Below are 14050 nucleotides of genomic sequence, written 5' to 3'. Positions count from 1 at the left end.
CAGGCTCACTGAATCTAAATGAAAATTAGCTGCATCATAACAACACTGAGGAAGGGATGGTGACAGTTGGTCTGGTTTTTTAGTAGGTCGTCAGTACAACTCGTAAGTTTTGCAGTAACTCTTCTGAGGTATAAGGCTTGGGTAAAAAGCTCTTGACGTTGTTGCTATTGGCAAACTCAGTCATCGGACAATGGGAGATCAGCCCGCTGACGCCAATAATCTTGACTTGAGGATTGATCTTTTGCAGCGTCCGAATCGTGGTGGGGCCATCCATTGAGGGCATCATCATATCGACGAGCACCACATTAATTTCGCTTTGGTGACGTACATATATGGCGATCGCTTCTACTCCATCTTTGGCCGTTAAAACCTTATAACCGTAGTACTCCAGAGAGGTTTTGGTGACCTCACAAATCGCATCCTCGTCATCCACTACCAGCACGACTTCACCGTGTCCAGCTTTGAGTTCGTCGTACTCAGTTGCGTCCGGTTTGAGGTCATAAGTTTGGGCGATCGGCAAGTACAACTTAAACTCTGTGCCTTGACCAACTCGGCTCTGAACTTGGACAAATCCACCGTGACCTTTCACAATCCCCACGACGGTTGATAACCCTAGTCCTGTGCCTTGACCCACCTCTTTCGTGGTGAAAAAAGGTTCAAACACGCGATCAATGATGGCGGGAGGAATTCCAGTTCCCGTGTCAGTCACGGTAATGAGAACGTAAGGCCCCACTTTGGCATCAATATTGAGCTGGGCGTATTCTTCATCTAGCCAGATATTGGTAGCCGCAATCTTTAAGGTGCCTCCATTGGGCATGGCATCGCGGGCATTGACGCAGAGGTTGAGCAGGGCTTGATGCAGTTGAGTCGTGTCCCCAGATACCATCCAGAGGTTTGGGTCTACCTCGACTTCAACTTCAATCCATCTAGGAAAGGTTTCTTGAGTAATTTGTCTAATTTCTGTAATGAGGTGAGACATTTGCAAGGTAATGCGCTTACCTTCTACGCCCCTTGCAAACAGCAGCACTTGCTTGACCAGAGCAGCGGCTCGCTTGGTGCTAGCTTCCATTGTTTTTAGCAATTGCTGCTTTTTAGCTTCTGGCAGCTTTGTCGGCATGAGGAGCAGTTGGGCCGACGACAGAATAGGAGTAAGCAAGTTGTTGAGGTCGTGAGCAATGCCGCTGGCTAAAGTACCAATGCTTTCCATCCGCTGGGCTCGGAGGGCTTGAGACTCCAATTGTTTTTTGGCAGTGACATCTAGCAACATAGCAATCACGCCCGTCACTTCACCTTGTGCATTGCGGAGTGGGGCGGCAGAGAGGTTGAGTTCTAGGAAGGAACCATCTCGCTTTTGGCGACTTACCTCTACGCCTGTAAAAGATTCTCCTTGGAACACCCGTTGCCGAAATGCCCGAAATTCTCCTTGCTTAGCCGTAGGCACGATGGGCAAAATTTCGCCCAAAACTTCTGATTCGCTCCAGTCAAAAATTTCTTGGGCGGCTGGGTTCCACACTTGCACTCGTCCTTCTGGATCAAGCACGACGATCGCCAAAGGAGATGCTTGGATCAGTGCTTGGAGCATCTGGCTGGTTTCACGTAACGCTTCTTCGTGGCGCTTGCGATCGCTAATATCTACAATGAACCCTGCCATCTGGACCGCCTGACCATCGCTGTCCGCAAAGAAATAACCCTTGCTCTCGACTGTGATGTAAGTACCGTCTTGGCGAGCAACTCGAAATTCTTGGTGAAAGGGCTGTTTCGTAACGATGACGCGATCGATTTCTGCATGAAAGCGGCTACGGTCTTCAGGATGGATGAGAGTGACCCAGCGATCGAGCCCACCTGCCATTTCCTCTGGCGAGTAGCCCAAGATAGCAGTTAAGTTGCCGCCGTAAGTGACTTCGTGGGTCCGCGAATTCCAGTCAAAGAGAATTTGCCCACTGGCTTGAATGATCGCTTCGTAACGATTTTTCCACTCGGCCAACTCAGCGGTATGATGCCGCAAATCTGCTTCGATCCGTTTGCGCTCAACCACTTCCTGCTCTAACTGTAGATTTTGAGCTTGCAACTGCTTCGTTAAGTTCCGCAAGTTGAGATGCAATTTCACCCGTGCCAACACTTCTTCGTGTTGTAATGGCTTGGTGATGTAATCGACCGCTCCTAAATTTAGACCTTTGACTTTATCGATGGTCTCGGTCAGGGCCGTCATAAAGATGACCGGAATGTCTTGGGTAGCGTGGTTCAACTTCAACCGACGGCAAGTTTCAAAACCGTCAATTTCTGGCATCAGTACATCGAGCAGGATTAAATCAGGAGAGGCATACTCAGCGGTTTGCAAAGCACTTTCGCCATCCTCAGCGATTAAGACTTGAAACCCAGTATCGGCCAGAAAATCGAATAAAACTCCCAAATTAGCGGGGATGTCATCCACGATCAAGATCACGCCTGACGCGGTAGTATCAACGTTCATGGATGCCTCTTGTTCATACTCTTGGATGAACGCTTGAATGGGTTGGGCTTGGCCTGCTCGGACCAATGGAGCTGAGCGAAAAGAAGAACCAATGGAATAATTGCACCAGTGCTAAGTTTTGATGGAGACTGACAAAATATGGGATTTGCACCATAACAACACTGTGCCCAAGGCAACAGACCGCCACCCAAAGAGTAGCAATTCTATATCTACCTCTATAGGATGACAAACCCCTCAATAAAGCGTCTCTTGTGCAACCTTTATTTACGAGTCTCAGTACCTTCTAGTATCAGTTTAACGATTCAGCTATAGGAGCGACCGCCGCGACTGTCAGGCTGGTTGGAGTAAAGCTGCTGTCACTAGGCTGTTGTCGCTGATCTTGATGTAAGGAATCTTTAACTGTGAAGTCTGAGAGCGACTCACCCAATCAAAAAGTAGAGTTACGGCGGCTTTTGTTGCAACAGCGGCAAGCGATAACAACTGAGGATTGGCGAGCTAAAAGCGATCGCCTATGTCTCCAAATACAAGCAGCTTCTCTATTTGCTAAATCCCAAACTATCTTGGCTTATTTCAGTTTTCGCCAAGAACCAGATTTGATGCCTTTAATCAATCAGGCTAGCGATCGCGTTTGGGGATTTCCGCGCTGTGTGGGTAAATCGCTGTTCTGGCATGCTTGGTCCGCTACCAGCAATTTGCCTTTGCAGTCGGGAGCTTATGGAATTAAAGAGCCTCATCCCGACTGCCCCGCTCTAGAACCTGAGCAAGTTGACTTGATTTTGGTCCCTGCTGTAGCTTGCGATCGCCAAGGGTATCGGCTCGGTTATGGCGGTGGCTTTTACGATCGACTACTTAGTGACCCAGCCTGGGCTACCAAACCTACGATTGGCATTGTGTTTGAGTTTGCTCACTTACCAAACTTACCCGTTGATGCTTGGGACCAGCCTCTATCAGCGGTTTGCACAGAAGCTAGCCTGTTCGAGGTGCCAGAGATGCCAGAAGTCTGACCCCTAATATCTTCTGGCTTTTTAGTTAGCGTTGCTTAGACTGCGATGCAACTGCTCGCGGGCTTCAGCAAGGGCTTCAGGTAGTTTGCTGGCATCTCGCCCGCCTGCCTGCGCTAGGTTAGGTCGGCCACCACCACCGCCGCCGCAGAGTTTGGCGATCGCGCCGATAAATTTACCTGCCTGCAAACCAGACTTGACTACGGCAGGGCTAAACGCGGCGACCAAACTAACTTTGTCGGGTTCAGGCACCGAAGCTAGCACAACTGCACCCTCACCAAGTTTCTGCGCTAAGCGCTCTGCCGCAGTTTTCAGCGATTCCGGATCTACACCTTCTAGTTGCGCCACCAAGAGCTTGAAGGTACCTACAGATTCAGCTTGGCCCAGCAATTGATCTGATTTGGCGAGCGCCAGTTCAGCCTTAGCAGTTTCCAGTTGCTTCTGGGTGTTTTTCAGTTCATTCTGCAAACTGGTGACACGATCGGTGAGTTCTTCTGGCTTGGCTTTGAAGCGATCGCTCAGATCCCGCACCACGCGATCGCGGACATTCAGGTAGTCCAACACGGAAGGGCCAGCCACCGCCTCAATCCGCCGCACGCCGGAGGCAACCCCCGTTTCCGAAATGATTTTGAACACGCCGATTTCTGCGGTGTTGCTGACATGGGTACCGCCACACAACTCCATCGAAACGCCAGGGAAATCCAGCACGCGAACTTGATCGCCGTACTTCTCGCCAAACATCGCGATCGCCCCTTTGGCTTTGGCTTCAGCGATGGGTACCACCTCAATTTGGGCTGTATGAGCCTCAGCCACCCAGAGGTTGACTTGCTCCTCGACTTGTTGCACTTCTTCCGGAGTCAGAGGGCGAGGGCAGTTGAAGTCAAAGCGCAAGCGATCGAACGCTACAAGAGAACCTGCTTGAGAAATTGAGTCATCCACCAATTTCCTCAACGCAGCTTGCAATAAATGGGTGGCGGAGTGGTTGGCTTGGGCACGTCGCCGACAAGCTTGGTCAATTTGCGCCGTGACCGTACCGCCTACTTGCAGCGTGCCTCGTTCAATCCGCCCGAAGTGGACAAAGAAATCTGATTCTTTCTTTACATCATGGACGCGCACCAGCACTGCATCTCCAGAAAGATAGCCGCGATCGCCTACCTGACCACCGGATTCCGCATAGAAGGGCGTTTTGTCTAAGATGATCTGGACTTCGGTGCCTGCTTCAGCCGCTTCAGCCGATTTGCCATTGACCAGCAATACGGCAACTTGAGCCGTGGCCGAGCGTTCTACATAGCCGAGAAACTCGGTAGCGTGAACATGCTCAGCCAGAGTATCTAGAGAGCCTTGGACAGTCAGGTCAATGGTTTCGTGAGCTTCACGAGAGCGATCGCGCTGCTTCTCCATTTCGGCGTCAAAGCCTTCGAGATCAACGGTGAGGTTTTTCTCCTCGGCAATCTCTTGGGTCAACTCGACTGGAAAACCATAAGTATCATAGAGTTTGAAAGAATCCTGACCGCTGACCGTCAGTATGGTTCGTGCTGCAACATAACGATTCTTCTCTAAAGAGACCTCTCGCTTTGCCCATAGCTCCTTTAATGGATCTGCCTCATCTGGAGGCTGGCGAGTATGTTCCGACTCTTGTGCGAAAAGTCTTTGTTGTTGTTTTAAACTCTCAAGCGTAGTTTTAACTGACTCTATAGGTAAATCCGAAAGCTCAGAGATTTCTTGAAGGATTCTCTGACGCTGAGTTTCCTCTGACTCTTCCCATCGCTGTATTGCTTTTACAATCTGCTTGACTTTGATTTCTATTTTTTCAAGAATTTCTGCTAGCAGCTTTTCGCCACGATCGAGGGTTTTGAGGAATTGGGCTTCTTCGCGCTGCAACTCGGTTTTGATGCTGTTTTCCTTGAGCCGCACGTTCGGGTAAGCCGAATCAGCCAGGGCAATCGCGGCCTCTGCCACCCGTGTCGTGAATTCGCCCTCAATGCCAATCAAGCGGCCATGCCGCACCACCCGACGAATCAAGCGCCGCAACACATAACCACGACCGATATTAGAGGCCGTAATGCCATCCGTGATCATGTGGACAACTGAGCGAACGTGATCCCCGATTACCTTCAGCGAGACTTTGGTAGACTCGTCAGCCTGAGCGTAGTCAATCCCCGCGATTTCTGCGGCGGCTTGAATAATGGGGAAAATTAAATCGGTTTCGTAGTTGTTCTGGACTCGCTGAAGGATTTGAGCCATTCGTTCTAGACCCAATCCGGTATCAATGTTCTGGTTTTGCAGCGGCGTCAGCTTACCTTCGGCGTCCCGGTTGTACTGCATGAACACCAGGTTGTAGAACTCGATAAACCGAGTGTCATCTTCGAGGTCAATGTGGGCATCGCCTTTTTCTGGGTGGAAGTCGTAGTAAATCTCGGAGCAAGGTCCACAAGGTCCGGTGGGGCCAGAAACCCAGAAGTTGTCCTTCTCACCCATACGCTGAATTCGGTGCGCCGGAATACCGATTTTGTCGCGCCATAGGGCAAACGCTTCATCGTCTTCCTCAAACACACTCACGACTAAGCGCTCTGGAGGCAACCCAAATACCTCAGTCGCCAGTTCCCAGGCCCAAGCGATCGCTTGCTCTTTGAAATAATCGCCAAAGCTGAAGTTGCCCAACATTTCAAAGAAAGTGTGGTGGCGGGCGGTCCGACCCACGTTCTCAATATCATTAGTGCGGATACACTTTTGAGATGTTGTCGCTCTGGGGAATTCCGGCGATCGCTGTCCTAGAAAAATTGGCTTAAAGGGCAACATACCCGCGATCGTCAGCAGCACCGTCGGATCTTCGGGAACCAACGAGGCACTCGGTAGTATCTGATGGCCTCTGGCTGCATAAAAATCAAGAAACTTTTGCCGAATTTGAGTGCCGCTGAGGGGGGTAAACATGGAACCTTTTTAAAGCGAATTCAGACTGAACAATGACCTCTCATCTATGATGCCGCATGATTCGCCAACTCTAGGCTTTGGTAGCATCAAGATTCTCAAGAGGAATGTTGTGAGCATGAAACCCAACTACACCTGATCATTTGTCTTCCCCGGGAAATATACGGCTTCAGCTTTGGCTGAAAGTCCTAACCTATCAAGGGAATCAGTAATTCAACTGCTGGTTGCGGATGGTCGTTAATGGTAGGTGTAGATAGTTTCAGCCTGAGTATACTCAATAACACTTAGAGGTGGGATGCCACTCCTAAGGCGGATTTGCGAGATCTAGGCGTTAACAGCAGTAGCAAAGTCTTGGATTTGCTAAGGTTACGGCCTTGATTTTTTCACTAGGCTTCTAAAACGCCAATGACTGCTTCGATCCTGATAGTTGGAGAAAATTATTTTCTAGCCGCCCTTCTAGATCGGGTTGGCGATTTGGCAGACTGCACCATCGAAACAGCAACGAGCGCCAACGAGGCAATTCCGCTGATTCAGGCTCAGCAGCCCGATTTGCTAATCTTACAGGCTAGTTCCGACAGCCTCTATTTATGTCAGCAAATTAAGGAACAGTCTCGGCTGGCCTGGATTTATTGTCTGTTGCTAGCAGATGATGCCCCAAGGCTGAGTGAGGCCGTTTCCCAGATTTCTAGTCAAGCGGTGGAGTGTTCGGCAGAAGCCTTAGAACGAGGAGCCGATGCTTACTTAGTGATGAATTTGAGTGTTCAGCATGGCAGCCTGGTTGTGGCAGAATTGTCGGCGAGACAAAATCGTCTCCTCCAAGCTCAAGTCCAAGCGGGATTGCGAGTGGTGCGGAATCATCGAGAGCTGATGCGGGCCAATGATTTACTGTCAGCGATCGCCCTCTCCGACCCTCTCACCGAACTGAATAATCGCCGAGCTTTGGAGTGGGAATTGCCACGCCAGATCCAGAACGCCCGAACTCGCACGTTGCCTTTGAGCTTGGTGATGTTGGATGTGGATTATTTCAAAGCGATCAATGACACGTATGGACATTTGGTGGGCGATCGCATGCTGAAGCTGCTTTCGGCTCGCCTGCGGCATAATCTCCGCTTCTACGACACCCCTTTTCGTTACGGCGGCGAAGAATTCGTCATTATTTTGAGCAACACCGATGGTCATGAAGCCCCTATCGTGGGGCAACGCATTTGCCGTCTGATTAGTGAGCAAACTTTTAGAATTGACCCAACCTTAGAAATCCACGCCACGATTAGCGCTGGCATTGCTTCCTTAGAAGCAGAGGATGACTCTAAAGGCATTAGTTTGCTGCGGCGGGCCGATCAAAATTTGTTGCGAGCAAAATCTGAGGGTAGAAACCGAGCGATCAGTAGTGCTCCAGATTGCTCTCGATCGCTGGCTTCAGATTCAGCTCCTTCGATTTAACACAGCTATCAACCACTCTGGGTCACCCAGCTCAGCGCCATCTATAAGTGAGAAAGTGAGAGATTTAAACTTAGGGAGCTTGAGCCTTAAGAATTTCTGTAGATACACCACGAAATTCAGTAAGTGAGCCAAAAGAGTAGCTGAATCTGATAATCTCAAGGGATTTCGGCATGTTTTCGGCTCGATCAAACAGCTCAAAGGCGCTAATTCAAGGTGGTGCAGGCCTGATTGCGGGCGGAGGAGTTCCTGATCAAATTAGACTTAATTTATAAAAAATACTGGGAATACTGACAGAGACGCTGACTCAGTTGTAAGGATAGCGATCGCTCAATGGCCAAGAGGTTAGAGGTTAAACGCTCATGGGGCAACTGAATAACACTCCATCAGAACCGCTCCGCGACCCATTAGCAAGCGCGGAAGCAGGAGAGCCACAGACGGAGCAGACGCTCAAAGCCGTGTCGCAGGACCTGAAGCGCCTGCATCAAGACTTAATTGTGCAGTTTGCTCAAGATATCGCCCGCCTTCAGGCCGAGAAATCTCACTTAATCGAAGATATTGATCAACTGCGCGACCAACACCAGCAGTTGAAAGCTGACGGTCACGAGGTGTTAGGTCAGCGGCAATTTGTTCAGCAGCAGACTTGGGCTAAGCAACTAGCGCAGGCGATCGCGGACCATTGGCAAATCTTTTTGAGGCAGCGACTCAACCAGTCAACTGCTCCAGTTCGTCAGCCTTGGGGACAGGCAACCAACGCTAACCCGTTGAGCCAAGGCAGCCTTGCAACCAATGACGAGATTTCCCAACTGCTGCTGCCTTTAGAGAAAGCTTTTAGCACCACCTTCAAAACTTTGCAGCAGGAGCTAGACAGCCACCAAAGCTGGTTATCACAACAGTTGAACCGGGTGGACAGTCCAGAACAGCAAGGAGAAATCATTTTATCTGCGCTAGTTCAGCGCTTACGCGAGCAACTCCAGGCAGGAGAAAACAGCTCTGCTCAACTATTAGCAGGCGATCGCTTCACGCCGTCTTTGGATGCCACTTCAGAAGGGCGATCGCTGACTCAATCTTCGCAAGCAATTAATCTGCCCTTTGAGCCTAGACCGAGTTCCAAACCAGAACCTCCCTTAACTGCACCGTTACCCAGCGCTCAGGGTGCTCAGGAGCCTCCCACCGTTTCCCCTCAGGTGAAGCCCCAAGCCAAGCGCCCCTCTCAAGTGCAGGTGGGTTTAATTTTAGTGTTGCTCTCATCTGTGGCGTTATCGTTCCATAACGTCGTGGTCAAAGTCCTGTTTAGGTCTCACGAGGTCCTCGGTTTAGGTCAGATCGGTGGCGTGATTATGCCAGGGCTGGGCAACTCGTTACTAATCTTGTGGATGCGGATGTTGATTGTTGTGCCTTTACTGGCTCTACTGGCACCCGTGCTGTATCCCCCCATGTGGCGTGACATTAAACGGTTTTTGCTAGCACCCGATCGGCGGCCTTTGAGGAATGTTGTGGGGAGTGGGGGGTTTTTGTTTCTGTCGCAAGTGCTGATCTACACGGCTCTGGCTCAAATTGCGGCTGGCACTGCAATCACCATTTTCTTTATCTATCCCACCATTACCGTGTTGCTCGCCTGGAAAATCTTTGGCGATCGCCCCACTGTATTTCGCTTAGTGGTCATGGCAGTGATTTGCTCTGGCGGTGTTTTAGCCTTACCCCAAGTTACAGGCCCCGCAACCGGTAATCTCTGGCTAGGAAGCGTTGCCGCTGCCGCCTCTGGATTTGCCTTTGCTGGCTATGTGATTTTGACTGGGTTGTGTACCCGTATGCTAAATCCCGTACCAGTCAGCCTGATCCAATTCGTCACAATTTTTGTTCTCTCCAGCGTCGTTTTGATGTTCCCAGCTCAAGCTCTGACTGTCAAGATTCAGCCAGCTATGTGGCCTGGTTTCATGCTGGGCTGTTTAGTTTTAGGCGCTGCTACTCTGCTGGGCTACCTCTTTACTAACATTGGTATTCGCTTAATTGGTGCCGCTCCTGCCTCGATTATTAGTGCCACAGGGCCCGCATTCACCGCTATCCTCGCTTGGTTGATTATTCAAGACCAACTGGAAAGCCGCCAGTGGTTTGGCGTGCTGTTAGTCACGCTAGGAGTAGCAGGCTTGAATTTAGAACGGCTGCGAGGACAGTTGAAACCGAAGTCCAGCTAGTAGAATGCTTGGCATATAGCCTGGATCTTCGGAGTTCATGTTGCATCAAGCATTTCTACCGCTAGCCCTAACGAGTGGACTGGCGCTTTATTTAGCCTGGAACCTGGGAGCCAACGATGTAGCCAATTCAATGGGTACTTCCGTGGGTTCAAAAGCTGTCACATTGCGGCAAGCGCTGGTGATTGCAGGCATTTTGGAGTTTACAGGCGCGGTTTTGTTTGGGCGTAAGGTTGCTGGAACTCTAGCAACAGGGGTAGTAAACCCAGAATTATTTGCGACGCAGCCCCAAGTTTTAGTCGCAGGAATGGTGGCAGTTTTACTCAGTTGCGGTCTGTGGTTGCAAATCGCCACGAGCTTAAGTTTGCCTGTATCTTCCTCCCATGCGGTGGTTGGAGCTTTAGCAGGCTTTGGTTGGGTTGCGGTTGGGTCGCAAGCAGTAGACTGGCAAGCCATTGGTTTAATTTCTTTGACCTGGGTGGTTACGCCGCTGATTAGTGGAGCGATCGCCGCCTCGTTCTACGGTTTGGTGAAGCGTTGGATTCTCGATCAACCCAATGCGATGCAGAGCTTATATGAATGGATTCCTTGGTTGAGTACGGCTTTGTTCAGTGTGTTTGGGGTGATTGTGTTGCCATCCCTGAGTCAACCCATTCAGCAGTTTTTCTCGATTCAGTTAGGTGTGACGCTACCTCAGCACGATATTCCATTGCTGCTAGGCGCGATCGCCACGATGGGATTAACCTGGGTGAGTTGGCAACAACTCGCTGAGCGTGGGCAGCAGGATGATGCTAGCAACCCGGTAGAGCGGCAACTTGGGCAATTTCAAGTGTTGAGTGCTTGCTTTGTCGCTTTTGCTCACGGCTCTAATGATGTGGGAAATGCCGTCGCTCCTTTGGCTGCGATCGCTTATATCCAGCAAACGGGTACAGTCCCGACTGAGGATTTTAGTGTTCCTATTTGGATTTTGATCCTGGGTGGCGCAGGCATTGTGGGAGGGTTGGCCGTTTGGGGCAAAAAGGTGATTGCCACGATTGGTGAGGGCATCACAGCTTTGCAGCCGAGTGGAGGATTTTGTGCTGAACTCGCCACCGCGGCAACCGTTCTGTTAGCATCTCGTGCTGGTTTGCCTGTCTCTACTTCTCATGCCCTGGTTGGGGGAGTGGTCGGCGTTGGTTTAGTGAAAAATTGGCGAGCTGTGAAATTCGCCACCTTGCGGGAGATTGGTCTTGCCTGGTTAGTTACTATTCCGATTGCAGCGGTGCTGTCAGCCCTAATCTTTGCTGGCATCCGCCTGCTGTGGTTATAAAAGCGATCGCTTCAGTGCAACCGATCCGGCTGACCAAAACATGGGATTGTCCGCAATCAAAACGCTGCTCCTGCGGCCCAGGCTACAGTTGACTAATAACCTATCTGCGTACTTGCTCACCTAACCACTGAAGATAGGCTGGGGAACCTGCCACGATCGGCAAGGCAATAATTTCTGGCACGTCGTAGGAATGCACTTCCTGAACCTTAGCGACCAAAGCTGCAAATTGCGCTAAATCTGTTTTGATGAAAAGTTGCCATTCTTGGTCTTTGTGGACCTGCCCCTGCCAGGTGTAAATCGAGTGAATAGGGGTGAAACTGACACAGGCTGCTAGCTTCGCTGTAATCAAAGTTTCTGCGATCGCCTCTGCTTCGGCTTGGGAGGTGGCTGTCACTAAAACAACTCCATAGCCATCGGTCGCTTCTAGTTCCATACTTGACCTCCCATTCAACTTCTGATTTAACTTTCGATTTGACTTGAGGCAGACGTAGCCCGCTGCGTTTCTACTTTAGACTGAGCGGACATCAATGAGCTGAGCGCTGCTTCAGGCGCTTTTCGGTCATGGTTAGAAAGATTTTGCTGTGGTGGATTTGGGCGGGGTTTGTCGTTTATACCATCCGCTTGGCACCGCTTGATCAACCTGATACTTGGGCGATCGCCCGCAAGTTGTTCACGCTTCAGTGGACAGACTTGAATACTTATCTGGTGGTGATCTTCTGGCTCATGGGAGTGTGGCCCATGATCTACGCCTGCCTGATGTTTGCCGATGGTCGGATGCAATCGATCCCGGCGTGGCCTTACTTTCTCGGCTCCAATGGAACAGGGGTGCTGTGTTTGCTGCCCTACTTAGGATTGCGGCAGCCGAATCAAGAGTTTTCTGGGCCTAAAGATGCCTGGCTACGAACGTTAGATTCTCGCTCTATGGGAATTGGTTTAACCGTTTGCGCGATCGCTTTGATTGCCTATGCGCTGCTAGTAGGAGATTGGGGAAACTTTGTCCAGCAATGGCAAACGAGGTCTTTTGTCCACTTGATCGCCATTGATTTTTGCCTAATGTGCCTGATCTTTCCGCTCTCGACCTTGTTGAACGATGACATGGCGCGTCGGGGTCTGCATAGCCCACAGCTTTTTTGGCTAGCTGCTCTGGTACCTTTGTTTGGGCCTTTGCTCTACCTCTGTCTGCGGCCTCCCCTGCCAGAATTAGACCTGACTTCGTCGCCTCTCGCACCACCAACCGCAGGCGTTACTTACGACTCAACTCACGGCTGATTCTTGGCCCCCAATCCAGAGGCGCACAAGAGATAAGCTCAGAATGATCAAAAACAGGACTAGCCCAATTGTGCAGGCGTAGCTCATCTCTAAGTCTTGAAAGGCTTGCTCGTAGAGGTAATACACAATTGTTTTAGAGCTATTGCGGGGTCCTCCTTGGGTCATGATGTAAATTTCTTCAAAGACCTTAGTGGCTGAGATTGAAGAAATCACCGCCACGAGAAATAAGTAGGGCTGCATCAAGGGAACCGTGATATCCCAATGTTTTTTGATGCCATCGGAGCCATCGATCGCGGCGGCTTCATATAAGTCTGCCGGAATTGATTGCAGACCCGCCAGATAAATCACCATGTAGTAGCCCAACCCTTTCCAAATCGTCACTGCCATGACGCTAAACAAGGCAAATCGAGGACTGGTTAACCAAGGAATGCCTTCTGCCATCCCGAACGCCTTGAGAAATTGATTCAGCAGGCCATTGTCGGCGTATAGCCAACGCCAAGCAATCCCAGCCACGACCATCGAGATGACGACAGGTGTATAGAAAGCCACCCGAAACCAACGAATGCCGCGCAGCTTTTGGTTAACTAAAATCGCTAAACCGAGAGGTGCTATGACTAAAATTGGCACCACGCATACTAAGTAAAGCACTGTATTGCGGAGCGTTTGCCAAAACACCGGATCAGCCCAGAGACGCTCTAGGTTGCTGAATCCAGCCCATTGAGGAGTTTGGGTGAGGTCGTACTCGAAGCGGGTAAAACTGAGGTAAAACGCCTGTAGCGCAGGCCAAAAAACTGTTAGAGCCAAGACAATCAGCGCTGGCAACAGAAATAAGTAAGGAGTGAGCTGTTGTCTGAGAAAAACGCCATCTTTAGAAATTAATTTCTGCATTGCGGCTCAGAGAATGCGGCGAGAGAAATGGGAAGGACAAGAACAGTGCTTCGACTTTCATTATCGGTTCTGCCTGTCACTGCCAATCAAGGTTGAGCCCGAAAACTGTTGGTAATGTTGGTGCGAATTCTTTGTAGCTCTGCTTGGCTGACATCCCGACTGCTGACCAGGACTAAGACGCGATCGCCCAACTCGGAGCAAATCATGAACACCGAAATATTTAACTTGGAGTTGACATCGCCGTAAGTCAGGGTGCCGTCTGAGGCAACGCGAACAAAGCGCTGAGCTAGCAAAAATTGTCGGGTTCTACTCAAACAAGCAGTTTGGGTAGTCACTCTGGAGGGCAACCATTCCGACCAAGCTCCTCCTAGCCCACCTGCGGTTCCGGGAGCAGCCCAGAACAGATTTATATTGCTTCCTAACAAAGCTGCGATCGCCCAACTCGTTCGTAAAGATGCAGTGCAGGCCAAGGAAATGTAGGACTGGAGCGATCGTTGAGTCCAGCGAATTAGTAAATTATGTCTCAGACCAAGCGAAGTCATTAATTTGCAATTTG

The 14050-nt window shown here is 50.3% G+C and carries 10 protein-coding genes; 5 read left to right on the top strand and 5 right to left on the bottom strand.

Features of this window, described 5'->3' with window-relative positions; genetic code table 11:
* Window positions 1-79 precede the first annotated feature (79 nt).
* Window positions 80-2470, bottom strand: coding sequence for a response regulator (locus tag H6F68_RS14495; RefSeq protein ID WP_190559970.1), 2391 nt, complete (start codon window positions 2468-2470; stop codon window positions 80-82).
* 401 nt (window positions 2471-2871) lie between these two features.
* On the opposite strand from H6F68_RS14495, the gene H6F68_RS14490 reads away from it, so the two are divergent.
* On the top strand, window positions 2872-3474 hold the full coding sequence (locus H6F68_RS14490; RefSeq protein ID WP_190559968.1) for a 5-formyltetrahydrofolate cyclo-ligase: 603 nt from the start codon (window positions 2872-2874) through the stop codon (window positions 3472-3474).
* Between the two features lie 21 nt (window positions 3475-3495).
* Here H6F68_RS14490 and alaS read toward each other — a convergent pair whose 3' ends face one another.
* Window positions 3496-6402 carry an alanine--tRNA ligase gene (gene alaS / locus H6F68_RS29050; protein ID WP_242065505.1) on the bottom strand — a complete coding sequence of 969 codons (2907 nt, stop codon included), beginning with the start codon at window positions 6400-6402 and terminating at the stop codon, window positions 3496-3498.
* Between the two features lie 402 nt (window positions 6403-6804).
* Between alaS and H6F68_RS14480 the strand changes: the two genes are divergently transcribed.
* The 3 genes from H6F68_RS14480 (at window position 6805) to H6F68_RS14470 (ending at window position 11337) form a co-directional block, all read left to right on the top strand.
* Window positions 6805-7839, top strand: coding sequence for a diguanylate cyclase (locus H6F68_RS14480; protein WP_190559965.1), 1035 nt, complete (start codon window positions 6805-6807; stop codon window positions 7837-7839).
* 359 nt (window positions 7840-8198) lie between these two features.
* The gene (locus tag H6F68_RS14475; RefSeq protein WP_190559963.1) at window positions 8199-10031 is read left to right on the top strand and encodes a DMT family transporter; all 1833 of its coding nucleotides are present in this window, start codon (window positions 8199-8201) and stop codon (window positions 10029-10031) included.
* A gap of 37 nt (window positions 10032-10068) precedes the next feature.
* Window positions 10069-11337, top strand: a complete 1269-nt coding sequence (locus tag H6F68_RS14470) for an inorganic phosphate transporter (RefSeq protein ID WP_190559961.1) — start codon at window positions 10069-10071, stop codon at window positions 11335-11337.
* Between the two features lie 100 nt (window positions 11338-11437).
* Here the strand turns inward: H6F68_RS14470 and cutA are convergent, their stop codons facing one another.
* A complete protein-coding gene (cutA, locus tag H6F68_RS14465) occupies window positions 11438-11770 on the bottom strand; it encodes a divalent-cation tolerance protein CutA (RefSeq protein ID WP_190434982.1) in 333 nt (110 codons plus the stop codon).
* Between the two features lie 128 nt (window positions 11771-11898).
* Between cutA and H6F68_RS14460 the strand changes: the two genes are divergently transcribed.
* The gene (locus tag H6F68_RS14460) at window positions 11899-12606 is read left to right on the top strand and encodes a DUF2834 domain-containing protein (RefSeq protein ID WP_190559959.1); all 708 of its coding nucleotides are present in this window, start codon (window positions 11899-11901) and stop codon (window positions 12604-12606) included.
* On the opposite strand, the gene H6F68_RS14455 is transcribed toward H6F68_RS14460, so the two are convergent.
* Entirely contained in the window at window positions 12592-13494 is a 903-nt protein-coding gene (locus H6F68_RS14455; RefSeq protein WP_190559957.1) for a carbohydrate ABC transporter permease, read from the bottom strand. The two genes, H6F68_RS14460 and H6F68_RS14455, sit on opposite strands and share 15 nt — an antisense overlap.
* An 86-nt stretch (window positions 13495-13580) precedes the next feature.
* Window positions 13581-14036 carry a hypothetical protein gene (locus H6F68_RS14450; protein ID WP_190559955.1) on the bottom strand — a complete coding sequence of 152 codons (456 nt, stop codon included), beginning with the start codon at window positions 14034-14036 and terminating at the stop codon, window positions 13581-13583.
* Window positions 14037-14050 lie beyond the last annotated feature (14 nt).

Source organism: Trichocoleus sp. FACHB-262, from assembly GCF_014696035.1.
Classification (GTDB): Bacteria; Cyanobacteriota; Cyanobacteriia; order FACHB-46; family FACHB-46; genus Trichocoleus.
Note: the sequence above shows the minus strand (reverse complement) of the source record. Positions and strands in the feature narration are given on the sequence as shown.

Coding starts and splice junctions, on each gene's coding strand:
- cutA (WP_190434982.1), bottom strand. CDS start 11,770: ATGGAACTAGAAGCGACCGATGGCTATGGAGTTGTTTTAGTGACAGCC.
- H6F68_RS14480 (WP_190559965.1), top strand. CDS start 6,805: ATGACTGCTTCGATCCTGATAGTTGGAGAAAATTATTTTCTAGCCGCC.
- H6F68_RS14475 (WP_190559963.1), top strand. CDS start 8,199: ATGGGGCAACTGAATAACACTCCATCAGAACCGCTCCGCGACCCATTA.
- H6F68_RS14495 (WP_190559970.1), bottom strand. CDS start 2,470: ATGAACGTTGATACTACCGCGTCAGGCGTGATCTTGATCGTGGATGAC.
- alaS (WP_242065505.1), bottom strand. CDS start 6,402: ATGTTTACCCCCCTCAGCGGCACTCAAATTCGGCAAAAGTTTCTTGAT.
- H6F68_RS14450 (WP_190559955.1), bottom strand. CDS start 14,036: ATGACTTCGCTTGGTCTGAGACATAATTTACTAATTCGCTGGACTCAA.
- H6F68_RS14470 (WP_190559961.1), top strand. CDS start 10,069: ATGTTGCATCAAGCATTTCTACCGCTAGCCCTAACGAGTGGACTGGCG.
- H6F68_RS14460 (WP_190559959.1), top strand. CDS start 11,899: ATGGTTAGAAAGATTTTGCTGTGGTGGATTTGGGCGGGGTTTGTCGTT.
- H6F68_RS14455 (WP_190559957.1), bottom strand. CDS start 13,494: ATGCAGAAATTAATTTCTAAAGATGGCGTTTTTCTCAGACAACAGCTC.